General features: G+C 43.6%; 24 protein-coding genes and 2 tRNA genes. 10 read left to right on the top strand and 16 right to left on the bottom strand.

Translation table 11 applies throughout. The annotated features are described in order from the left end of the window. Nucleotides 1–33 precede the first annotated feature (33 nt). From hydA to VKA52_RS00840, 5 genes are all read right to left on the bottom strand, one after another. Nucleotides 34–1,449, bottom strand: coding sequence for a dihydropyrimidinase (gene hydA, locus VKA52_RS00820; protein WP_326313862.1), 1,416 nt, complete (start codon nucleotides 1,447–1,449; stop codon nucleotides 34–36). Nucleotides 1,450–1,468: 19 nt separating this feature from the next. Then, complete coding sequence (preA, locus tag VKA52_RS00825) at nucleotides 1,469–2,755, bottom strand: NAD-dependent dihydropyrimidine dehydrogenase subunit PreA (protein WP_160912082.1); 1,287 nt, start codon at nucleotides 2,753–2,755, stop codon at nucleotides 1,469–1,471. Continuing rightward, the gene (locus tag VKA52_RS00830; RefSeq protein WP_326313863.1) at nucleotides 2,743–4,152 is read right to left on the bottom strand and encodes an NAD(P)-dependent oxidoreductase; all 1,410 of its coding nucleotides are present in this window, start codon (nucleotides 4,150–4,152) and stop codon (nucleotides 2,743–2,745) included. Before VKA52_RS00830 ends, preA begins: the two co-directional genes overlap by 13 nt. Before the next feature lie 130 nt (nucleotides 4,153–4,282). Beyond that, entirely contained in the window at nucleotides 4,283–5,173 is an 891-nt protein-coding gene (locus VKA52_RS00835; protein ID WP_160912079.1) for a nitrilase-related carbon-nitrogen hydrolase, read from the bottom strand. Between the two features lie 288 nt (nucleotides 5,174–5,461). Continuing rightward, a complete protein-coding gene (locus VKA52_RS00840) occupies nucleotides 5,462–6,934 on the bottom strand; it encodes a CoA-acylating methylmalonate-semialdehyde dehydrogenase (protein ID WP_326313864.1) in 1,473 nt (490 codons plus the stop codon). 225 nt (nucleotides 6,935–7,159) lie between these two features. Here VKA52_RS00840 and VKA52_RS00845 point away from each other — a divergent pair, with 225 nt between their 5' ends. After that, nucleotides 7,160–8,023, top strand: a complete 864-nt coding sequence (locus tag VKA52_RS00845) for an SDR family oxidoreductase (RefSeq protein ID WP_442788797.1) — start codon at nucleotides 7,160–7,162, stop codon at nucleotides 8,021–8,023. Between the two features lie 71 nt (nucleotides 8,024–8,094). Here the strand turns inward: VKA52_RS00845 and VKA52_RS00850 are convergent, their stop codons facing one another. Together VKA52_RS00850 and VKA52_RS00855 are read right to left on the bottom strand one after the other, a co-directional pair. Next, a complete protein-coding gene (locus VKA52_RS00850; RefSeq protein WP_326313866.1) occupies nucleotides 8,095–8,775 on the bottom strand; it encodes a hypothetical protein in 681 nt (226 codons plus the stop codon). A 55-nt stretch (nucleotides 8,776–8,830) separates the two neighbouring features. After that, the gene (locus VKA52_RS00855; protein WP_326313876.1) at nucleotides 8,831–10,198 is read right to left on the bottom strand and encodes an alkaline phosphatase; all 1,368 of its coding nucleotides are present in this window, start codon (nucleotides 10,196–10,198) and stop codon (nucleotides 8,831–8,833) included. 220 nt (nucleotides 10,199–10,418) lie between these two features. Here VKA52_RS00855 and VKA52_RS00860 point away from each other — a divergent pair, with 220 nt between their 5' ends. Then, the gene (locus VKA52_RS00860) at nucleotides 10,419–10,907 is read left to right on the top strand and encodes a hypothetical protein (protein WP_326313867.1); all 489 of its coding nucleotides are present in this window, start codon (nucleotides 10,419–10,421) and stop codon (nucleotides 10,905–10,907) included. Between the two features lie 115 nt (nucleotides 10,908–11,022). Continuing rightward, complete coding sequence (locus tag VKA52_RS00865; RefSeq protein WP_326313868.1) at nucleotides 11,023–11,685, top strand: DUF3889 domain-containing protein; 663 nt, start codon at nucleotides 11,023–11,025, stop codon at nucleotides 11,683–11,685. Nucleotides 11,686–11,823: 138 nt separating this feature from the next. On the opposite strand, the gene VKA52_RS00870 is transcribed toward VKA52_RS00865, so the two are convergent. Next, nucleotides 11,824–11,896 (bottom strand) — tRNA-Val (locus VKA52_RS00870). Between the two features lie 172 nt (nucleotides 11,897–12,068). Here VKA52_RS00870 and VKA52_RS00875 point away from each other — a divergent pair. Further along, on the top strand, nucleotides 12,069–13,388 hold the full coding sequence (locus tag VKA52_RS00875) for a DUF2254 domain-containing protein (RefSeq protein ID WP_326313869.1): 1,320 nt from the start codon (nucleotides 12,069–12,071) through the stop codon (nucleotides 13,386–13,388). Between the two features lie 129 nt (nucleotides 13,389–13,517). Here the strand turns inward: VKA52_RS00875 and VKA52_RS00880 are convergent. Then, a tRNA-Val gene (locus VKA52_RS00880) sits at nucleotides 13,518–13,590 on the bottom strand. A 538-nt stretch (nucleotides 13,591–14,128) separates the two neighbouring features. On the opposite strand from VKA52_RS00880, the gene VKA52_RS00885 reads away from it, so the two are divergent. From VKA52_RS00885 to VKA52_RS00900, 4 genes are all read left to right on the top strand, one after another. Continuing rightward, nucleotides 14,129–14,857, top strand: coding sequence for an alpha/beta hydrolase (locus tag VKA52_RS00885; protein WP_160912065.1), 729 nt, complete (start codon nucleotides 14,129–14,131; stop codon nucleotides 14,855–14,857). A 31-nt stretch (nucleotides 14,858–14,888) separates the two neighbouring features. Further along, nucleotides 14,889–15,404, top strand: coding sequence for a 2'-5' RNA ligase family protein (locus tag VKA52_RS00890; protein WP_160912063.1), 516 nt, complete (start codon nucleotides 14,889–14,891; stop codon nucleotides 15,402–15,404). 15 nt (nucleotides 15,405–15,419) lie between these two features. Next, nucleotides 15,420–15,833 carry a GNAT family N-acetyltransferase gene (locus VKA52_RS00895; protein ID WP_442788799.1) on the top strand — a complete coding sequence of 138 codons (414 nt, stop codon included), beginning with the start codon at nucleotides 15,420–15,422 and terminating at the stop codon, nucleotides 15,831–15,833. A gap of 107 nt (nucleotides 15,834–15,940) precedes the next feature. Beyond that, a complete protein-coding gene (locus VKA52_RS00900; protein WP_160912060.1) occupies nucleotides 15,941–16,618 on the top strand; it encodes a DUF421 domain-containing protein in 678 nt (225 codons plus the stop codon). Here the strand turns inward: VKA52_RS00900 and VKA52_RS00905 are convergent. The 5 genes from VKA52_RS00905 to VKA52_RS00925 form a co-directional block, all read right to left on the bottom strand. Beyond that, nucleotides 16,605–17,504, bottom strand: coding sequence for an MBL fold metallo-hydrolase (locus tag VKA52_RS00905; RefSeq protein ID WP_160912058.1), 900 nt, complete (start codon nucleotides 17,502–17,504; stop codon nucleotides 16,605–16,607). The genes VKA52_RS00900 and VKA52_RS00905 overlap by 14 nt on opposite strands. A 22-nt stretch (nucleotides 17,505–17,526) precedes the next feature. After that, on the bottom strand, nucleotides 17,527–17,826 hold the full coding sequence (locus VKA52_RS00910; protein ID WP_160912056.1) for a hypothetical protein: 300 nt from the start codon (nucleotides 17,824–17,826) through the stop codon (nucleotides 17,527–17,529). 35 nt (nucleotides 17,827–17,861) lie between these two features. After that, nucleotides 17,862–18,077 (bottom strand): hypothetical protein, encoded by a 216-nt coding sequence (locus VKA52_RS00915; protein ID WP_160912054.1) that lies wholly within the window; start codon nucleotides 18,075–18,077, stop codon nucleotides 17,862–17,864. Continuing rightward, the gene (locus tag VKA52_RS00920) at nucleotides 18,074–18,403 is read right to left on the bottom strand and encodes a DUF1360 domain-containing protein (RefSeq protein WP_326313871.1); all 330 of its coding nucleotides are present in this window, start codon (nucleotides 18,401–18,403) and stop codon (nucleotides 18,074–18,076) included. The genes VKA52_RS00915 and VKA52_RS00920 overlap by 4 nt, the downstream gene beginning before the upstream one ends. Nucleotides 18,404–18,466: 63 nt before the next feature. Continuing rightward, complete coding sequence (locus VKA52_RS00925; RefSeq protein ID WP_160912052.1) at nucleotides 18,467–18,697, bottom strand: hypothetical protein; 231 nt, start codon at nucleotides 18,695–18,697, stop codon at nucleotides 18,467–18,469. A gap of 191 nt (nucleotides 18,698–18,888) precedes the next feature. Here VKA52_RS00925 and VKA52_RS00930 point away from each other — a divergent pair, with 191 nt between their 5' ends. Beyond that, nucleotides 18,889–19,386 carry a CotY/CotZ family spore coat protein gene (locus VKA52_RS00930; protein ID WP_160912051.1) on the top strand — a complete coding sequence of 166 codons (498 nt, stop codon included), beginning with the start codon at nucleotides 18,889–18,891 and terminating at the stop codon, nucleotides 19,384–19,386. Between the two features lie 45 nt (nucleotides 19,387–19,431). On the opposite strand, the gene VKA52_RS00935 is transcribed toward VKA52_RS00930, so the two are convergent. Continuing rightward, nucleotides 19,432–19,974 carry a CotO family spore coat protein gene (locus VKA52_RS00935; protein ID WP_326313872.1) on the bottom strand — a complete coding sequence of 181 codons (543 nt, stop codon included), beginning with the start codon at nucleotides 19,972–19,974 and terminating at the stop codon, nucleotides 19,432–19,434. Between the two features lie 182 nt (nucleotides 19,975–20,156). Between VKA52_RS00935 and VKA52_RS00940 the strand changes: the two genes are divergently transcribed. Then, complete coding sequence (locus tag VKA52_RS00940) at nucleotides 20,157–21,167, top strand: EAL domain-containing protein (RefSeq protein WP_326313873.1); 1,011 nt, start codon at nucleotides 20,157–20,159, stop codon at nucleotides 21,165–21,167. Nucleotides 21,168–21,223: 56 nt separating this feature from the next. On the opposite strand, the gene fabI is transcribed toward VKA52_RS00940, so the two are convergent. Continuing rightward, nucleotides 21,224–22,003, bottom strand: a complete 780-nt coding sequence (gene fabI / locus VKA52_RS00945; RefSeq protein ID WP_160912045.1) for an enoyl-ACP reductase FabI — start codon at nucleotides 22,001–22,003, stop codon at nucleotides 21,224–21,226. Nucleotides 22,004–22,557 lie beyond the last annotated feature (554 nt).

Here is a 22,557-nt window from a genome sequence, read left to right on the forward strand (position 1 = left end):
GAGGCAGCCTACAATTCATGGCAATCGGACAGGTTACTTCTGATAAAGTTCTTCTTTGGAGGATGTCAGTTCCCCGTAACGGGAACGTTTCAAGTAATTTCCTTTCCCTAGTTTCCCTACAAATTCTTTGTTCTTAATGACATAGTCACCACGGGACAGGACACTGACCGGCTGCCCAGTCACTTTCATTCCTTCAAAAGGATTGTAATCCGCAGCCATGTGACTCGTTTCTACAGAGATTGTGCGTTCCACATTCGGATCGAAAATGACGATGTCCGCATCTGCACCGACTGAAATCGTACCTTTTTGTGGGAAAAGACCGAATGTCTTTGCAATTTTCGTTGACGTAATGTCTACAAACTCGTTTAGAGAAATTCTTCCTTTTTTCACCCCTTCAGAGAAAAGGATGCTGACACGATCCTCAATGATCGGTCCACCGTTCGGAATCTTTGTGAAGTCGCCTTTTCCTAAGTCTTTCTGACCCTTAAAGTCGAAGGAGCACTGGTCGGAACCAAGCGTTTGCAGATCTCCTGTTTTAAGCGCCTTCCATAACACTTCCTGGTGGTGCTTTTCACGAAGAGGCGGAGACCATACATACTTCGCGCCTTCGAAATCCGGTTTTTCTAAGTAACTTTGATCGAGGACCAGGTATTGCGGGCACGTTTCACCCATAACGTTATACCCTTTTTTACGTGCTTTCGCGATGGCCTCCACCGCTTCTTCGCACGTGACGTGAACCACATAGAGTTGGGAGTCAGCGAGACCCGTTAATTCTGCAGCACGTCCTGTCGCTTCCCCTTCCACTTCCGGCGGACGAGTCAGTGCATGATAAATCGGGTCGGTTTGCCCTGCTTCCAATGCCTTATTGACCAAATGATCAATCACATCACCGTTTTCAGCATGGACCATGACTAAGGCGCCTAGTTTTTTTGCTTGTTCTAATGTACGGAAAAGGGTGCCATCATCCGCCTGGAACACGTTTTTATAGGCCATGAAAACCTTGAATGAGGTAATCCCTTCATCTTCTATGACACTTGGGAGCTGCTCGAGAACATCATCGTTCATTTCACCAATCATTAAATGGAAACTGTAATCGATGACAGATTTATCCTTTGATTTCGCGTGCCACTGATCAATAGAATTTTGTAGAGGTTTTCCTTTGTCTGTCAGACAGAAGTCGATGACTGTGGTCGTGCCCCCGTGCGCAGCCGCAATAGTACCCGTTTCAAAATCATCCTTACTGACTGTTCCTCCAAATGGCATTTCAAGGTGCGTATGCGGATCTATTCCACCAGGGAATATGTAGTTTCCATCCGCATCTACTACTTCCGCGGCTGAATCGTTCAAATCTTGACCGATTAAGGCAATCTTTTCATTTTCGATAAGAATATCTGCTTTATACGTATCAGCAGCTGTCACAATCGTTCCATTTTTGATGATTTTCTTCATCTTATCCCTCCGTTATGTTTTATTTTATTAAATTCACATCACATGAAGAGGCGGCACCGATGGCTGCTTGTCTTTCATTCCATGTCATCGGTGGCTTGCCGTTCGCATACTCGACCATGTCTATCGCGCCATCAACAGGACAAACAATGCTGCAGAGGTTACAGCCGACACAATCCTCTTCACGCACTTTCAAAATGTCATTCCCATCAGCATCTTTTAACATATCGATACACTGGTGGGACGTGTCCTCACAAGCAATGTGGCACTTATTACAGTTGATGCACACATCGTTATTGATTTGTGCAACGACCTGATGATTAAGATCCAAATTGCCCCAGTCGCTGTACTTCTCAACTGACTTCCCGACAAGATCCATGACGGAATCAATGCCTTTTTCATCGAGATAATTGTCGAGCCCATCGACCATATCCTCAATGATGCTGAAACCGTGATGCATCGCAGCTGTACAGACCTGGACACCTGTTGCGCCCATCAGCATGAACTCGACCGCTTCTCTCCAGCTCGATACGCCGCCCATTCCGGAAATTGGAACATTGATTTTCGGATGACGAGCACATTCAGCTACCATGTTTAATGCAATCGGCTTAACGGCAGGACCACAATATCCTCCGTGGGCTCCTTTTCCAGCTACGTTCGGAATCGTATCCCATGAATCGATATCGACCCCAGCTAGACTGTTGATTGTGTTAATCATACTGACCGCATCCGCGCCGCCATTAACGGCTGCTTCCGCTGTAAAAGTAATATCTGTAATGTTCGGGGTAAGCTTTACGATGACAGGCGTTTGCGCGACTTCTTTCGCCCACATTGTCTGCTTTTCAACGAGTTCAGGAACCTGCCCGGACGCTGCACCCATGCCGCGCTCCGCCATCCCGTGTGGACACCCGAAGTTCAACTCCAATCCATCCACGCCGACATCTTCGACACGTTTGACAATTTCATGCCATTTCTCCTGTGTCGGTTCCACCATCAATGAAGCAATGATCGCATGATCCGGGAACCTTTTTTTCGTTTCGTAAATTTCTTTCAAGTTCACTTCTAATGGACGGTCTGTAATCAGCTCGATATTATTGAAACCAGCCACCTGTTTTCCGTTAAACCCTACGGCAGCAAAACGGGAGGATACGTTCAAGATCGGTTCACCTAACGTTTTCCAAACAGCACCACCCCACCCTGCTTCAAAGGCGCGCTGGACCTGATAGCCTGAGTTTGTGGGAGGCGCAGACGCGAGCCAGTATGGATTCGGTGATTTAATTCCTGCAAGATTCAAACTTAAGTCAGCCATGTATGTTCCTCCTTGTTGAAAGATTTATAGGCGTTCGTCGGTTCAGGTGCCAGTTGTTTGTGAATCGCCATCGCTGCTTCTTTTCCTTGTTGAGCGGCGGTTACCACCATCGCTTCTCCCTGCCCTTTGGCAAAGATGACATCACCCGCTGAAAAAACTTTCGGGTTCGATGTCTGCATTGTTTCTGGATTTACTGTGACCACGCCACCTTCATGATCCAGCCCGAACCCTTCAATAAGATCGGTATAACGGCTTTGACCAATCGCTTTGATAACAGCATCCACTTTCATGACAAATTCAGAGTTTTCAACAGGAGAAGGTCGTCGTCTCCCATCTGCATCCGGTTCACCCAGGGCCATCTTCACACATTTCAGGTGTGTGACTTTTCCGTTTTCATCGCCGATAATTTCAACAGGTTGAGTGAGCCAGTTGAATTCGACATCGTCCTGCTTGGCAAAATCATATTCGAACTCATATGCGGTCATTTCATTCCTCGTCCGGCGGTAGACGATCTTTACATCGCCAGCACCTTTTCGAGCGGCGCAGGTCGCTGCATCAATAGCTGTGTTACCAGCTCCGACAACGACGACATTTTTCCCAAGGAGCTCGTCGGTGATTGGACCCGATTTCGTACTTTTCACGAAATCTATCGCGTCGTGCACACCCTCCAGATCCTCTCCATCAATACCGAGCATCGGAACATTTCCCATTCCGATTGTCAAAACGATCGAATCATAATCATTGGTCAGCTCTTCAAAAGCAACATCTGTGCCTACACGAGTATTGGTGCGGATTTCGACATCAAGCTTCTCGACTTGGTCGACTTCCCAGCGGGATATATCTTGTGGAAGCCGGAAAGAAACAATTCCGTAGGTGTCAAGACCGCCTGCTTCAGCTTCGGCTTCAAAAATTGTCACGTCATAACCAAACCTGGCAAGTTCTCTGGCTGCCGCTAACCCCGCAGGGCCTCCTCCCACAACCGCAACTTTTTTCCCGTTCTTCTTGCCAGGCTTGAACAATAATTGTTCGTTTTTGATCGCCCAGTCTGTCGCAAATCGTTGTAAATCTCCAATTAAAATCGGTTCAGTGGAATGGTTCAATACACAAGCGCCTTCGCATAACTCTTCCGTCGGACAAACACGGGCGCAGGTCGCTCCGACAGGGTTGGAAGACATGATGGTTGTCGCCGATCCTTTTAAGTTGCCAGAGGCAATCTTTTTAATGAATTTCGGGATATCGATCCCTGTCGGACAAGCCTGGATACAAGGTGCGTCGTAACAATATAGACATCGGTTCGATTCTTCCATCGCTTCCTGAGCATTCAGTCCGTCATGGACTTCCTCGAAGTTCACCTTCAGATTTTCTAATGAAATTCCTTTGCTCTTTAACTGGGTCAAGATGTTTCCCTCCTTTAATAAAAGAGAGGCTTTTGGATAGGCCTCTTAATAAAAAAGTTCCACATAGAGAAAATGGTTCATTTTCTTTTGCTCTATGCAGAACTTCTACTTTGTGTCTGATGGATAGGTTTTAAGGGAGAAGCTCAACCATGTTTTCGTAAGTTTCCGGACGACGGTCGCGATAGAACTGCCATGTATCACGTACTTCACGGATAAACTTCTTGTCCATTTCTGCAATAAGGACTTCATCTTGATCACGGCTGGCCGTTTCAACGAAGTTTCCGCGCGGGTCGACAAGATAAGACTGTCCATAAAATTCACCCATATTCCACGGTCCTTCATAACCGACACGGTTGATGGCACCAAGGTAATACCCATTGGCTACCGCATGAGCAGGCTGCTCAAGCTTCCATAAGTATTCAGAAAGTCCGGCTACAGTCGCTGATGGGTTAAAGACTACTTCAGCTCCGTTTAATCCTAGTAATCGAGCCCCCTCTGGGAAGTGGCGGTCATAACAGATATAGACTCCAACTTTGGCAAAGGCCGTGTCGAATACAGGATAGCCAAGGTTTCCTGGCTTGAAGTAATATTTCTCCCAAAATCCGTGCCCTTTGTCCCCTACAGCTACTTGTGGAATATGGTGCTTACGGTATTTTCCTAAATAAGATCCATCCGCATCGATGACCGCAGCTGTATTGTAGTACGTTGAAATCCCCTCTTTTTCATAGATAGGAAGAACAATGACAACGCCTAACTCCTTCGCAAGCTCCTGGAAACGTATCGTCGTTGGACCATTTGGAATTTCTTCCGCGGAATCGTACCACTTCGGGTTTTGCTCCGAGCAAAAATATGGACCATAGAAGATTTCCTGAAGACAGATGATCTGCGCCCCTTTTTCCGCTGCTTCTTTCACTAGTTTGATATGCTTCTCTATGGAATGTTGTTTGTGAACTTCTACAGGCTCACTTCCATCCACATCATGAGATGCCTGGATCAAACCTATTTGGACTTTATCAGACACTATAATTCCTCCTTATGTAATCCTGTTTTGTTGTCCATTCATCTTGAAATCAAATCCCCCAAGATTGTGATTTCTTAAATTCAGACTCACCTCCTATAATTGAATTTTCTTTATTTACTGAATTTTTAAATAACTATTTTCACTTTACATGAAAAATTGAAAAATTCCATTATACATAATGTTAAATGTTGCATGCTTTGTTTAGATTTTTTGTAAGATTGGCAGGAAATTTGTGGATGTTAAGTGGAAGGTGCGCGGAATGTTCAAAAAAGTCCGCGCACCAGATCATCAGTACCAGCGTTGAGTCAGCATTTTACGCTTCGTATAGAAATTCAACCCATCCTTACCATTGGCATGGAGATCGCCATAGAAGGACTTTTTATTTCCAGAGAACGGGAAGAACGCCATTGGGGCAGGAACGTTGACATTGACACCAAGCATTCCGGCATCCATCTCTTCTCTGAATTGTTGTACAGCTTTTCCGCTTGATGTGTAAATAACAGCACCGTTAGCGAACTCAGATTTGTTGGACGTTTCGATCGCTTCATCAAGTGTATCAGCACGAACAATACTAAGAACAGGAGCAAAAATCTCATCTTTCCAGATCTTCATCTCATCAGTGACGTAGTCAAAAATCGTTGCACCAAGGAAATAGCCGGACTCATTCTCTCGAAGTTCTACTCGACCATCACGGACAAGCTTCGCATTATCCTGCTCCCCGGCTTCGATATAGCTTAGAACACGCTCGCGGTGGGAGTCACGGATCAACGGTCCGAGGTTTGTTTCCTCATCTAACCCATTTCCTACATTCAATTGATCAGCGGCTTCTTTTAATTTAGCGACAAGATCATCAGCTACATCGCCGACGGCTACAACTACAGAACAAGCCATGCAACGCTCGCCCGCGCTTCCGAAAGCGGCATTAATGATCCCTTCTACCGACTTATCTAAGTTACAGTCCGGAAGAACAATAGAGTGGTTTTTCGCTCCAGCTAGTGCTTGAACACGCTTGCCGTGGTTGGCCGCTGTTTTGTACACATATTCGGCTACAGGCTGGGAACCGACGAAGGAAATCGCGTCGACTTCGTCATGCTCAAGCAATCCGTTCACGACGTCATGCGCACCATTCACAACGTTGAGAACGCCCTTTGGAAGACCCGCTTCATGAATGAGCTTTACAAGCATTTTTGCAAGAATCGGAGTACGTTCGGATGGCTTCAATACAAATGTATTTCCACACACGATCGCGAGTGGGAACATCCACAATGGCACCATCATCGGGAAGTTAAATGGTGTGATTCCACCCACAATCCCAACGGGATAGCGATACATTCCAGAGTCAATGCCTTCCGCAATATCAGGAAGAACGTCGCCCATCATAAGACTTGGGGCGCCGGCTGCGAATTCGACACATTCAATGCCTCGCTGCACTTCCCCTGTCGCATCTTTCATGGTCTTTCCATTTTCCTGTGTGAGGGCTTTCGCAAGCTCTTCACGATTTTCTACCAACAACTGATGGTACTTGAACATCACTCTGGCCCGCTTCGGAACCGGCACCTTTTTCCAAGTCTTGAATGCCTCTCTTGCTGATTGGACCGCTTTATCTACATCCTCTTTTGATGAAATGGGAACTTGGGCAATGATCTCTCCTGTTGCAGGATTGGGTACGTCCTCCACTTGCCCGCTTTCCGACGAAACCCACTCGCCACCAATGAAGTTCTGAATCGTTACCTGGTTCTTTTTCGAGAAAGTTGTCTCCATTTTTTCACCTCTACTCGTAGATTCTGTTCCTTTACACCCTTCAAATATATTATAAATTCAGAAAATTCCTACATCAATGGACGAAGTGTCAAATCAAAAACCTCCCATTTTGACACAATGACCTTTTGGTAAGGGATATTTACGATTTAGGTAAAACTGGATGACCTGGGCATCCTAATATTGGGTGACCAGGTCATCCAGTATTTTACATACAGGAGGAGTATGATGAGCAAGCAAAAGAAGGAAATTCAGCCTAAGCAGCATCAGGATCGGCAGCCAGGTTTTGAACATGAAATGAAGCCGCATCCGGAATATGTGGATCCAAACTATAAAGGAAGTGGAAAATTAAAAGGAAAAGTGGCGGTGATTACTGGAGGAGATAGTGGAATTGGACGGGCAGTAAGCCTTTATTTCGCTAAGGAAGGCGCAGATGTTGCTGTGTTATACCTCAACGAACAGGAAGATGCTGATAAAACCAAACAGCTGATTGAATCGGAAGGTCGCACGTGTCACCTATATAATGGAGATATTGGAAGTGCAGCGTTCTGTGAGGAAACCGTCCAACGGATCAAATCAGACTTCAGAAAGATTGATGTGCTTGTAAACAATGCAGCGATGCAATTACCACAAAAAGACCTCATGGCTATTACGAATCAGCAGCTTGAAAAGACCTTTCGCGTGAATTTCTTCTCCTATGTCTATATGGCTAAAGCTGTTCTCCCTCACTTACAAAAAGGAAGCACGATCATTAACACATCATCAGTTACTGCCTATGAAGGCAATGAACAATTGATTGATTACTCTTCAACCAAGGGAGCCATTACGACATTTACGCGTTCTCTAGCCAAGTCATTAGTAAGTAAAGGCATCCGTGTGAACGGCGTCGCCCCTGGACCTATTTGGACACCATTAATCCCTGCCAGTTTTGATAAACAAAAAGTGGCGGAATTCGGTTCCACAAACCCCATGGGCCGCCCAGGACAACCGTATGAGCTCGCTCCTGCTTATGTCTATTTAGCAAGCAATGATTCCAGTTACGTGACAGGTCAAATGATCCACGTGAATGGTGGCATACCGGTAAATGGGTAACCTATGATGAACAACAAAAATAAGCGGCCCCTCCACCTTAAGAAGATGGAGGACCGCTTGTTTCTTCTATTCTATTGTTTGCCAAACTTAAATGTTTTTTCCCATTCTACTTCTATTTTTTCTCCCTCTGCCACAGTATTACCTTCGTCATCCAAAACATCACTGGTCTCTATGATCACAGTCTCTAATTCTTCCCAATCCTGTTCGAGGACGAATCCCATTTGCCCTACTCGTGTTTCACCCGGTTCGTACTCTCCTTTCAGCTTTTCCAAATAAAAGTCGTCATTGAATCCCAGCTTCTCCCCGGTATTCGTCTTCAAGACTTCCACGGGCGCTACATTCACTTTCTGATCTCCCGTATTCTTTATAGCGACGGTGAACTTTATATAATTAAAATTGGTTTCATTGTGAGTAAAGGCATGGAAATAATCCACCAAGTCAGGCGATGGAGAGTAATTTAGCACTTTCACATCCTTTACCACCATTTGGACCGCTCCCACTTCTACATACTTCTCCATCTCTTTAATAGATTTAAGGGCTATCTGCCCATCCATATCCTCCGCCTGGTCCCCTACTTCCTTTAGCCCCTGATCATCAGGGGCTTGGGGATTATTTTTATACTTCGTTTGTTCCGGGATTTCAAATAATGGAGCTTGATTCTCCGACTCATTCCCTTCTCCAGCCACCTGGTTTGAACAACCAGTGAGGATAATGGAAATAGTTAAACTCAATAATAGCAACAAATGTTTCAACGGGTTTCTCTCCTTTTTCTAAAAAAGCCTCCCTTTGGAAGGGAAGCTTTTTCTTTTATTTATGTGCCTGCTTTTTCATCTTTCCATTCTCAATCAAGTTCATGACCTTTTGTCCAACTTCATGGTTATCATGCAATCCTGCGAATTGTTGAGACTGAGGTCCAAAGCCGTAAACAATTACATCTTCTCCTGTGTGGCCGCCAGTAGTCCAACCGGTACCGGAGCGAATATCAAAAATGTGCTCAATGGCATTATCAATCTCCGTGACTGATCCATTTTCTGCTGCATCTTTGACGGATTGGACTTCATCGTCTGTTAATTCAAGATCGATATACTGCTCTAACGTTTCCTCAACCCCAGCACCTTCTGCAATCTCAGAAGCCATAAAGTCAGGTGTACGTTCTGCAGCTTTTAAAGGTTCAGGATTCCACTGATATTCTCCATCACGACCCATGGTCATTCCGCCTGTTGAGTGGTCAGCTGTCGTAACAACCAAAGTATTCTTATTGTTCTTTGCAAACTCAATAGCTTCTTCGTAGGCAGCTTCAAAATCCTGCATATCACTCATAGCCGCTACTACATCATTATCATGACCAGCCCAGTCAATCTGACTGCCTTCAACCATGAGGAAGAACCCATCTTTGTCTTTACTCAGCCTTTCCAGGGCGGTAGAAGTCATTTCCTCCAAAGAAGGAGCATCTGAAGAACGGTCGATCATTTTGTCCATCCCTTTAGGTGCAAACAAACCGACGATTTGTTCATTGGAATCTTCCATTAGTTCCTCACGAGATTCCACGTAGCTGTATCCATCTTTCTGGAAGTCATTGGTCAGATCGCGGTCCTCCCTTTCGAAATAAGAAGTACCTCCCCCAAGCAATACATCAATTTTATGTTCACCATTCACTTTTTCATCAAAGTAATCATCGGCGATATCATTATAATTATGGCGGGATTCATCGTGAGCACCGAATGATGCAGGTGTAGCATGATTGACTTGAGATGTAGCTACAAGACCTGTTGCTTTTCCTTTTTCCTTCGCCAGTTCAAGAGCAGTTTTCACTTCATTCTTCTGCATGTCCACCGCGATTGCATTGTTGTAAGTTTTAATTCCGGCTGCCATTGAAGTTGCAGCAGCAGCGGAATCTGTAATACTCTCTTCCGGATCCCAGGAATAAGTCTCCTGCATACCAATTAAATGTTCATCAAATGCCGTGTTTTCTGTATAAGGAGTAGCAGGATCATCCTTGAAGTAACGGTAAGCGGATGTGTAGTTAGGCCCCATACCATCCCCAATTAGAAAAATAATATTCTCTACCTTTCCTTTATCTTTATTAGGTTTTGCAAGAACTTCATCGTTAAAGGTAAAAGCAGCCCCTCCAAGAATCAAAGATGTGGATAGAGCCACAGGCAATAATTTTTTCATATACTTTTTACTAAACAAATGTATTCCTCCTCGTTATATGTCGATGCAATACGCATATTACTTGGAGAATATGAAACAATGGTTAAAAAACTGTAAATCTAGAGTTAATTAACAAATTAAGACAATTGGAATAGGTACATGGTTTGGAAGTTAATTATCACCGAATGATAGGTTAGGCGTGATATAATAGGTCAAAATCTATTAAAGAGGGTGTGTAATCATGAGGAAAAGCTTTTGTCACTGCTTTAGTAACAAGGAAGAAATTGATCAAGGAATCAAAGATCAGGTTACATATCTGGCTTTTTGTGTCGTATCTGGTGAGCATGGAGCTGTAGAGTTCAGTTTTCGTACCAGTTATATCGATCGCGATTCGGCAGCACCCTTCATGAAATTTTACGACGTTTGTGAGGAACTTGAGGAGGATAACAAGACGTCAAGAAGAATAAGGGTTCACAGCAAAAAACCTCTTGCCCAGGGTGATGCGGAGCCAACAGAAAAATCTTTTCTGCGATCTCCTGAACGCTTCTACTCCTATAAGATAGGACTTGATTTAGATAAGCTTCAATCATTTGAAGCCAATCCAAACAAGTACTTAAGGACCATCCATTCAAAAAAACTGTACGATGAAATGAAGGCTGTATATAAGAGCATCTTTAAATATCCACCTGCTGCATTAAAAGATGATCACTGGGTAGTACTCATAGATTAACCTGCTTTACATATGTTGTTTCAACGGAAAACCGGAGTACATATTGAATGTTCACACAAAAACCAAAAATGACATAGGCTATTGAGGATCTAAAGTAATGACAGGGGGAAAATGAATGTACGCCAATTTTAATCATGGCCCATATGGTTATGGCTATCCTTATGGGGCAAATCCCTATCAGGCTTATTCTCGCTATGCCTATCCTCAAGCCTACAGAAACCCAGCATACTCCTATGGCTATAGTGTAAGACAACCGGTGCGCGGCCAGGCTAGCTGGACAGAAGGCGGAGAAGTAACCAAATGTGGCATTCCATGGTCGAATAACCGATACATGACAGCGGCTGTCGGTCAGAATTCACCTTACCAATGCGGCCAGACAATCAAAGTGAAGAATGTCACCAATCAAAGAGTCGTGTTAGTCACGGTGGTAGACCAGGTCCCTAACTACCCGGAAAATAAAATCAACCTTCACAGAAAAGCCTTTGAAGCCCTAGGTGCAGGTGTAGAGCTTGGTGTCATCAATGTAGAAATCACACCGAACCCTCAATTAGAAGAAGAAAAATGGGGCAAATATCTTTTAGAGATTGCTCAATCGGCCTACCCGAATTACAATGCTACCGATTACAGTAAAGTGAGCCAAACCCAGCAGAACGGTAACGTGAAGGAAGTTTACAAGTTTGTTATGGAATCCCCTCAGGAAACAATGAGTATCGAAGGGACGGTCATCTATAACCCATCGACAGACCGAATCATATCAATCAACTTCAAGGAAGTATAAAAGTTTTGAAGTATTTCAGAGACAGTACAGATCTGTCTCTTTTCTTTTGAGAGTAAAGAGATATTTCATCCTAAAAAAAAGAAATGACGCAGCCTCTCCCTGGATGAGAAACTACGCCATTCCGGCACTTAGTATGGATGATTCCGATTGGGCTCGAACCAACGACCTCCACCCTGTCAAGGTGGCGCTCTCCCAGCTGAGCTACGGAATCGTATGTAGAAATTTGTCGGCTGTTTTGCTGACAAATAATAATATACTACGGAACAAATAAAGTGTCAATAAAATTTTAAGAGTTTTTTAAGTTTACGTAAATGCATCTTTTTATCCCGGCTAAATTCGGTCATACTAAGAAACATACACTATACGAGGAAGTAGGTTTTTCAATGAACAAAGGTAAGGTTTGGATAAATATTAGAGACAGTTTTTGGTTTCTCCCTACGATATACAGTATCCTTTCAATCATTGCTGTGGCGATAACCGCTCTGATTGATCAATGGATCATTTCAGAATATAAGAACAACATCCCTTCTCTCTTTTTGACGAAGTCATCGGTTGCCCAAACGTTATATGGTTCGATGGTGACCTCTATCTTAACGATGACCACGATTAGTTTTTCGACCATCATGGTGGTACTGACAACGTACACTACTCAGTTTTCACCACGCACCTTACAAGACTTCATGAAGAGTCGTGTCACTCAACATGTGTTAGGTGTCTTTTCTTTTGGCTTTATTTTTTCTCTCATCAACCTGTTTCTATTGGGAAAAGAACCGGGCCTAGGTTTGGTCAGTCCCCTCTTTACGGTTATCGTCTCTATTATTTGTTTAGCGTTTTTTATATTGTTCATTCACCATTCTTCTCGGTTCCTAAAAGTGAATAACTTAATTGGCTCCATAAGAAAAAGCACCTCTGCCCTTATTGAAAAAACATTTGAAGAAAAAAATTATCATACAGCCACCGAATGGGATGACAACGAACTAAAAGCGCTGGACCAATCAAAAGCCCAAGTGATTCCGGCTGAGAAATCAGGTTATATTCAGAATGTTCAGTACGGCGCCCTTATTAAGTGGGCCAAAAACCACTCTCTCATTCTCGAAACAAGCTTTTTAATGGGAGACTATATCCAAAAAGGAATGCCCCTTTTTTATTATTGGAAAGATTCAGATCGAGATCTTGAAAACCCTGGGTCATGCGCAGCCTATGTCTTAATCGGCAATGAGCGGATTGATACACAGGATGTCGAGTTCTCTATCCAAAAACTTGTGGAGATTGCAGTCAGAGCCATCTCTCCAAGTCTGAACGATCCTCATACAGCGACCAACTGCATAAACCGTATTGGTTCTCTTCTTATAGAGCTCGCCTCTGTTTATGAGCCGATCCGCTACTACATTGATAGTGATGAGAAACTTCGCTTAATAGCACAACCGAAATCCTTTGAAGAGTATTTGTATAAGAGTTTCTACCAAATCAAAATATATGGCTATCATGACATATCTGTTATGAATAGTGTCGTCGAATCTTTGTACAAAATCGCCGCCATGCACGATCAGGCCATTCAGGAGGATGTTTGGATCTTCGGAAAAACAATTATCAATGCTGTAAAAGTAGAGGAATTGGATAACCTCGACTTCAAGAGGTTTAATCATGAAGTGGAAAAATTAGCAGAAGCCTGTAATAAAAACTTCCGTTTACAAAAGTCATAGTTAAACAAGGCTCGGGACGTCCCGAGCCTGACAGTAACCCATAGACTAATTCGTTTCCACTTTAATCTCCATCATTTTAAAAGGCACAAAAAAAGAGAGCATTCATATGAATGCTCTCTTTTTTATTAGTGATTCCGATTGGGCTCGAACCAACGACCTCCACCCTGTCAAGGTGGCGCTCTCCCAGCTGAGCTACGGAATCGTATGTAAGAAGTTTAACTTGCTGACAAGAAATAATATACTACGAAATGCGAACCATGTCAACTAGCTCGTGCTAAATAGCAGGCCCATTCCTTCACTGAAGCTCCGGATTGTGGAAGAATCCGTTTAGAGACGATGTTGTTGGGCGGATGGGGATCGATAGAATGAATCGCTTTCCGCAGGAGCGCTTCCCCCGGATCCTCAAAGGAATCCATGTCTCGTTTAAATAATGAATGGTTCCTGGCCATTGATAAGGGGTTAATACATAGCTCGAGGAGGCTCATCACTCGTCCATGGAAAGCGCACCGTTTTCCGGAGTCCCTAACACCCGTAAAAGTCTCGAAATCCAGTTTTCCACAAACCTTCTAGTTAACGAAACATGATTAAATTACATAAGAACATTTTACCTGAAAATCCAACTATCATCTTTTCAACTTTTTCGACAATTATATGATAAAATGAATAGTGGAACGTTTATACGAAAAATTTTATGGGAATGCCTAAAGGAACTTTCCATGCTGTAAGGAGGTGGTCGGAAAATGGGTAGAGACGGATCCATGACAGAATATACCATAGATAGTCAATACTTAGAGGAGACAATGACACTAAGGGTGTACACCCCGAAGAATTTCTCTCCATTATACAAATACCATTTCTGTATCATGCAGGATGGAAACGATTATTACTCGATGGGACGCGCGGCCACATTGAGTGACAAGCTCCATAAAGAACAAGAAATTGAGAACACTATTTTCATCGGTATCCATTATAATGACAAATATGACCGCCAGGACAAATACCATCCAGACGGAAAGAAACAAAGCGATTACGTGAATTTTCTCATTCGCGAAGTTGTCCCTTTCTTAGATGAAGAATTGCCTGGTTACTGCATGGGCAGAGGACGCACGCTTGTCGGTGACTCTTTAGCAGGAACGCTCGCGTTGATGACAGCGGTGAAGTTCCCGAACATATTCGGTAATGTCATCATGCAGAGTCCTTATGTCGATGAACATGTAAAAGAGGTCGTGCAATCCACCAAAGACTTTTCTTCCTTGACCATTTATCATACCATTGGGTTGGATGAAACAGATGTTGAAACGACTGAAGGAGCAAGAAAGAATTTTCTTGTACCTAACCGTGAACTGCGCGATTTTTTAAATCGCCAGCCACTCGCCTACACGTATCATGAATTAGACGGTGACCATACTTGGGGCACTTGGCAGAAGGATTTTGAACGTGCTTTATTGAAGATGTTTGGTAAGGAATAGCGATATAGAAGGAAACAGGAGGGTTAGTCCAATGAGATACGGAATAGCAGTTTTTCCATCAAAAAAAGTACAGGATGTGGCGAATTCATACCGCAAGCGGTACGATCCCCACTATGCATTGATTCCCCCACATATCACGATGAAAGAAGCTTTTGAAGCAGAAGAAGAAGAAATTGAAAATAGAATCATTCCTGAATTGAGTGAAATTGCTAAAAACACACAGCCTTTTTCGTATGGCGTGTACAAGGTGAGCTCTTTCTCTCCCGTTACAAATACGATTTACTTAAAAATTGAACCGTCCGATGAGATCTTTGAACTGAATGACAAATTGCACGCTGGTGAACTTCCCGAGGAAAAAGATTTCGCGTTTGTCCCACATATTACAATTGCACAAAAACTTTCGGATGAAGAGTTTTCTGATGTATATGGCAGCCTGCGCATGCTGAAGTTCGACTTGAATGATAAAGTGGACCGCTTCCAGTTGCTTTATCAACTCGAAAACGGAGCATGGAGTGTGTACGAAACCTTCCGTCTCGGCAAAGGGTGATGCTCCTTGGATATCATGAAAGTTAAGAATAAACAACAGAAAGACGACGCTTTCTATGTGAGACGCGTTGTCTTTGTAGAGGAACAACAGGTTCCTTTGGAAATAGAAATCGATGAGTTTGATGATTCCGCCATCCATTTTGTAGGGTATGAGGGAAAACAGCCGGTCTCTGCATCACGACTACGTTTTGTTCATGGGTTTGGAAAACTTGAACGAATTTGTGTCCTAAAGGATTACCGGGGCCGATCGTTAGGTAAACAAATGATTGCTTCTATGGAAGAAGTCATCCGTGATTATGCTTATGATAAAGCCAAATTGAACGCTCAAACGCAAGCAGAGTCATTCTATGAATCTCTTGGATATGTGACCATTTCAGACACATTCATGGATGCCGGCATCCCTCACGTAACGATGGTGAAAAAATTATAAAATGATAAACGAAAAAAACTCCGGGATTCCGGAGTTTTTTTCGTTTATCCTCAGACCCTTTTGTCTAAAATGATGCGTATAGGCTACAGATAAGGGTCGTGAGAAGTATGGAATACTTACAAATTACTTTGGAAACACTTTTTGGTTTTACTGCACTATTTATTATGACAAAATTGCTTGGAAAAACACAGATCACCCAAATTACGGCATTTGACTTCATTTCTGCTCTCGTCCTTGGAGAACTGGTCGGTAATGCTTTATACGATGAAGAAGTCGGAATTCTTGATGTCGGCTTTGCCATCCTGTTGTGGACTATTCTCATCTTAACCACGGAAGTGATCACCCAAAAATTCAAAGGAACACGTAAGATATTGGAAGGAAGCCCTTCCCTCGTCATATATAAAGGAAAAATCGATCGTGATCAGTTGAAGAAGAATAAGCTGGACCTTAATCAACTCCAGCATTTGCTGCGCTCTAAGGATGTTTTTTCTATACAGGAAGTTCAATATGCTGTCCTTGAAACAGATGGTACAATTTCTGTGTTGAAATCATCCCAGTACCAAAATGTCACTCGTGATGATATGAACTTAGCCCCTCAACCCGTTCCTCTCCCTCGTACGATCATTAGTGATGGAGAAGTCGTATGGGATAATCTCAAAGAAGCAGGTTTGGATGAGAAGTGGCTGAAAGATCAACTGAGAGCACAGAACTTCAACGATCCTGCTGAAATCATGTACGCGGAACACAAAGAAGGCGAGCCGGATTTATACGTTATTGGTCTGTGATAGAAAAACTCCACGTATTGTTCATGATGCGGTCCTCTACGAGGCCCGCTTTTTTTAATCCAATCAAATAGGCAGTGACCGCCGTTCTGAATAACAGCCATTGGGATAAACCCTGGGCTTCGACATTGTATTGGTTACACATCGCCCTGACGATGACTTCGTGTGCAACCAGTCCCTCTTCAGCAAGGTATTGATGCAGCCAGGCAGACAGCTGTTCATGGTAATCCATGTTGTTTTGTATCGTCAGCATAGGATTGGCTTCAAACTTCCCATGACCAGGAACCGCCCCACTGCATGGAATTTGAGAGACACGGTCTAAACTGTCCAGTGTCAAACTGACATCCGTCAAAAAAGGAATTTTGTGCTTCTTCAGCGTATCTACACTAAAATAGCAGTCAGCCGCATAGAGAATTTCATGGACTTTTAAGGCCAACTGATGATAACTATGACCAGGAAGATGGTAAGCTTCCGCTGTTAGCGAACCAAACCCTACTTTCCCTTCCCCCACGACTTCATCCACCCGAACCGCCGGACCTTCCAAAAATTTATTATGTAACTCCGGAAGCGGGTCATTCCCTCCGAATAAATAAAGAGGTTCCATGCTTGGATTTCTTAAAATAGCTTCTTCAAATACAGGAGCGACGGTATGTACATTATAATTTTCCTGAACAAAGCGGGCTCCTCCATAATGATCTGCGTGGGCATGGGTAATAAAAAGGTGCGTCAAAGGAAGATTCCTTTTCTCAAGTTCCTTGAGCACCTTTTTCACGGATGAAGCATCGATTCCTGCATCGATGAGTAACCCATCCTCCCCATCATGTACGTATCCAATATTAACGGAACTCTGATAATAATAACACCATTCATTCAACTGCTGAAAAGACATAACCACGACTCCTTTAGCTTTTTCATACAGTTTCGCTAAAGTGACGCCCTTTTCCTGTCATACGAGAAAGAATCTTCTCTGTCCCACTTCTCTGAAATGAAGGGTAAAAGCCGTTTACTGCATGGGTATTCGCGGGTATGTGGATTGAACTCCTCCGCTGGTTACCCAAAGGGTCCTGTTCACGAGTTTGATTGTGTTTCATCTTGTTATCCAACGTGGCTTTGAGAATTCTTTCAAGGACAAAAGGTGAGCGCTCATGCTGGGTCGTTCTGATTTGATAATCCTGGTACTGATAGTGATTGACAGGCAGAATATATCCCATCCCGACGCCTCCTTTGATTATCTATACCTTTTTTCCTACTCAAAGAAACGTTCCATCTTTCCCATTTGTTTGTTTAGAAACTTTTCCATATCCGTCATCCGCTTCGAGAAGCGACGATCCCAAGCCTGAAAGTCCTTTTCCCATCCGTTGAATTTCTTTTCAGGATGTTTAATGATTCCATTCATTTTCGACGTTTCCATATCAATTTCCTTTAATACTTCAAACAAAGACTTTTCTTTTTTATCCGTCACTGTCGGTCGACCCACGTATAAATGATGGATTGCAAACCAGCCAGAGCGAGTAATAGCACCAGCCACTCTCCATACGGAATTATTATATAGAAGAAAAGCATTATGAAAGCAGACCACACACCCACACACCATTGACAACTGAGTCCTTCACCGACAAATCCTTTTGGTTCCACCCATTCTTCTTCAATGCCGTGCTCATTCTGGATGACCTTCACGTCCATAAAAGGTCGGCGTACCCATTCCATGATGTAATCTCTGACAATGAGACGTGTCAGACGAAAAGTGGCCAGTGCCAGCAATACGATTTCCATCACACTTAACATCATTTTCCCTCTCTCCCATGAAGAAAAAGCCACTACGTTCCTTGTAGTGGCCCATTCTTTATTTACTTAGAACCAACGGAATCCCCCACGGCGGTCGGAAGATTCATCTTCATGGCGACGTTTACTTGAACTGCTTTCATCTCTTACATCTTCTTCTCTACGTCGTTTCGGTCCGCCGAAAAATGGATCGACACGGTCGTCACGGTCATGACGGTCATGACGCTGAGGCTCGATGACGACATTATCCGCTTTAATGACAAGGTCTTTCACATGGATGACCTTCTTTTTATCAGACATTCCATTCACTCCTTATTCGAATTCACTTCTACTCTATGGCGTTTGCCCCTGTTGGGTATAGTCTCCTGCCCATGAAAGACAAAAAAAGTCCGGATGAAGAGAAAAGAGACAAATGCCCACACCGACACGGACACAATTCATATTCTAGTAAAGACAATACGTCAATGCGTATGGAAAGGGGAAATTAGAAAATGAGCTGTGGAAAAAAATACGATTCAGGTTCATGTGTGATTGATATTCTTAAAGATATCGTCGATGCACAGAATGACGTCATGCACGATTGCACAACAAGCTGTGAGCGTTCAATCGCAGACCTTTTAGGTGACACTGGTGGAGGTTCCGGGTTTGATACGGTTCCTGTCATTCTTTACTGCAAAGATGGATGCACACCTTTTAAAGGGTACGGTTCAAAACGAAGTGGCGACGACTGTGAAGTGAAAGGAAGCTTCTTCTTCAGGGTTAAATCTGTAGATGACGATGGTTGCGCCATCCTTGAACTTCTTTTTGCTGACCGCTGGCATGATGACGACGATGACGACGTGGAAGGATCCAGACATCACAGAGGTTTCGATCCAAAATCACCAGCTGACCAAAGCTGCAGAAACCTTCGTGCTTCAGGAATCTGTATCACAGTAGACTTGAATTGCTTCTGCCACGTAACATGTCTACCGGCAGCAGCAACTCTTTAAGATTCACAAAAAACCGCGCACAAATGCGCGGTTTTTTATCATTCATTAAAACCCTAGAAGCCTAATATCTTTAATTTCTTCAAACACTACCTCCCGCTGAAATGGGCGTTGGAAAACCTTCATATGCACGACTCCATCTACATAGTCCGTAATATACCCTCGGTAGCTTTCATCCTCTGTAGAAACTTCACACTTCATTTTCGGTACGTGAGGGGAAAGATTGAAGAAATATAAAACTTTTTCCTCAAGCGTCATGTCATGGAAGCGCTGCCTGCGGTCGCGAGGTGCATCCTTTTCTTCTGTACTTACAGAGGAAGGGTCACCTCCCTTTTCTTTACCACTTGTCTCCAACTCATCGGATCTGTTCAATTTGGCCAGCTCTTGACGGTGGGGGGAGTTCTGTCTGCGCATCCGTATTTCATGCTCAGTCGATGGAGCTTCTGCCTGCGGCTGCTCTGTCTTCTCTTCTGTTTTAGAAGGCCGTTGGCTTCGAAAGCTTGTTTGCATCGGAACTTCCGCTGGTTTTAAGCCTTTAGGCTGGACAATATAAAGCATCGGCTGCTTAGCAAGTCTCTTTTCTTCTGCCATCAAGATCTCTCCTTTTCCATTCGTTCATCATTGTATATATATGCCCAAGTTGCAGACCATGTTCACTTCTGTCCTCATTTGACAAAACCTCTCAAAATTTCACACTAATTTAACAGAACCCTATTATTGTTTTATCTTACGATTGATAAAGTAAATGTAGACCACAGATTAGGAGTGTTTTCATGAGCCTTGCTCAACATCGAGAGCATATGTCATCAGAAGATGTATTTGCTACATATATGAAGGAAGACAAGCTTTTCATGCATTATCAACCCCTCGTCGATATACATAAAGAATGTGTGATCGGTTACGAAGCGCTGACAAGATTCCCTCCGAACGCTTCCTTTAAAAACCCCGTCGAACTTTTCCAGTTTGCCGATCAAACGAACCGATTATTTCAACTCGAAAAACATACACGAGAGCTTGCCATCGATTCAATTGCCCACCATCTGCATGAGGAACAGCAATTGTGGGTGAATTTAACTCCGAATGTCATTCATGACCAGTCTTTCACTCCAGGTTTCACACATACCGTATTAAAAAATACAGGGGTCACCGCAGACCAGATCGTTTTTGAAGTTACGGAACACTCCGCCATTTCTGATTTTCAAGGCTTCCGAAAGCTTCTTGAACATTATAGGAAACAAGGATTTAAAATAGCGATTGATGACGTGGGTGCAGGGTATTCCTCACTGCAAATGATATCTGAATTAAAACCGGATTATTTAAAAATTGACCGGTCTCTAATTACCGATATCGATCAATTTCGGGAAAAACAATACATGGTGGAGGCATTACAACACATCGGAAAGAAGTTAGGCGCAGGGATTATCGCAGAAGGAGTGGAAAGAGAAGGCGAATGTCTTCGTTTAATTCAAATGGGAATCTCTTATATGCAAGGATATTATTTTGCAAAGCCAGGTTATCCCCCTCCCCCGTTGCCAAGATCCATTTCTGAACAATTGAAGCAAGAAAGAAACAGTAAAAAGTTTCCTTTGAAAATTGATAAGTGGACTACATACTCTGAGATATTGACATGGATCTCTTCTTATCATGGAAATTATGATAACCACTTCGCCCTCATCCAAGGATCTAATGGAAATAAAGTGCTTCCCATAACGGAAGTGGTGCGGTTGGTTGCCTCCTGTGATAATAAAATGGAAGGAAAGATATGGCCGCATCTTCGATTCTGATTCTCATAAAAAAACCCCGTTTCTACACTAGGTAGAAACGGGGTTTTGGAATTGAATCAATAGGCTACAATGCTGAATCCGGAATCTACGTGAATTACTTCTCCGGTCACACCTCGGGATAAATCACTCATTAAATAATAACCGGTGTCACCGACTTCTTCTTGGGTAACAGGACGTCCCAATGGTGCCCGTTCCTCAATCACTTTAAGAATTTGATTGAAATCTCCGACTCCCTTAGCGGAAAGGGTACGGATTGGACCGGCGGAAATAGCATTCACCCGAATGTTATGTTTACCGAGGTCGTTCGCTAAGTATTTGACGCTGGCATCCAGGCTCGCTTTCGCTACACCCATGACGTTATAGTTTTTCACAACTTGTTCTCCACCAAGATAAGTAAGGGTTACGATACTTCCTCCATCCGCCATTAACGGTTGAGCCGCACGAGCGACGGCAGTGAGAGAGTAAGAACTGATGTTGTGGGCAGTAAGAAAACCGTCCCGGCTTGTGTTTAAGAACTCATCTTTTAATTCTTCACGATTCGCGAATGCGATACAGTGCGCAAGGCCGTGAATCGTCCCTACATCTTTGCTGATCTGTTCAAACGTCTGGATGATCGCTTCATCGTCTGTTACATCGCATTCATAGACGAGTGACTCCTCGCCACCTTCCAAAGTGTCAGCAAGATCCTGGACCGACTTTTTGAAACGCTCTGATGCAACTGTAAAAATTAAACGTGCTCCAGCAGAGTGAAGCGAGCGGGCAATTCCCCAGGCAATGCTTCGTTTGTTCGCCACTCCCATGACGACATACGTGCGTCCTTCTAGTGAAAAGTTCATATTGAACACCCTCCTTGAGGTAGTAGTATAAGAATTAGTATTTGTTATTAGTACCTGCTCCTATTTTAAACCATAAACTTTCGAAAAACAAACCTCCCTTTATCCATTCCCTATTTCCACTCACATAAGCCCACTCCCTATCCAAAAACAGGAACACAAATGATGTTATTCAATAAACTGGCAGGTTTCTTGAAGACTCAGTTTCGAGACGTTTGTTGAGTGGATTGGACTACGGGGAATAACTCGCTTTCCGCGGGAGCGCGATGAGCCTCCTCAGGCTGACGCCTTGCGGGGTCTCACCTAGCACTCTTTTCCCGCAGGAGTCTCGCCATTCCCCTCCGCCCCTTAACCAAGGAAGGTTCTCGAAACCACTACTTAAAACTCAGCTTGTATGGTTTTGGGAAAGGATAATATTAATTCTGCCCAGTGGGCATTCAGAAAGTGAAACCTTGATACAGAAGCTTATCCCCACTCTAGATGGGAGAGTGGGGGACACTCCATCTCGGTATAGGGGGTTCGTTTCTCCCTCATATGAAATGGGGTGGTTGGGAAGC

It is taken from the genome of Halobacillus sp. HZG1 (assembly GCF_035818575.1).
Lineage (GTDB): Bacteria > Bacillota > Bacilli > Bacillales > Halobacillaceae > Halobacillus > Halobacillus litoralis.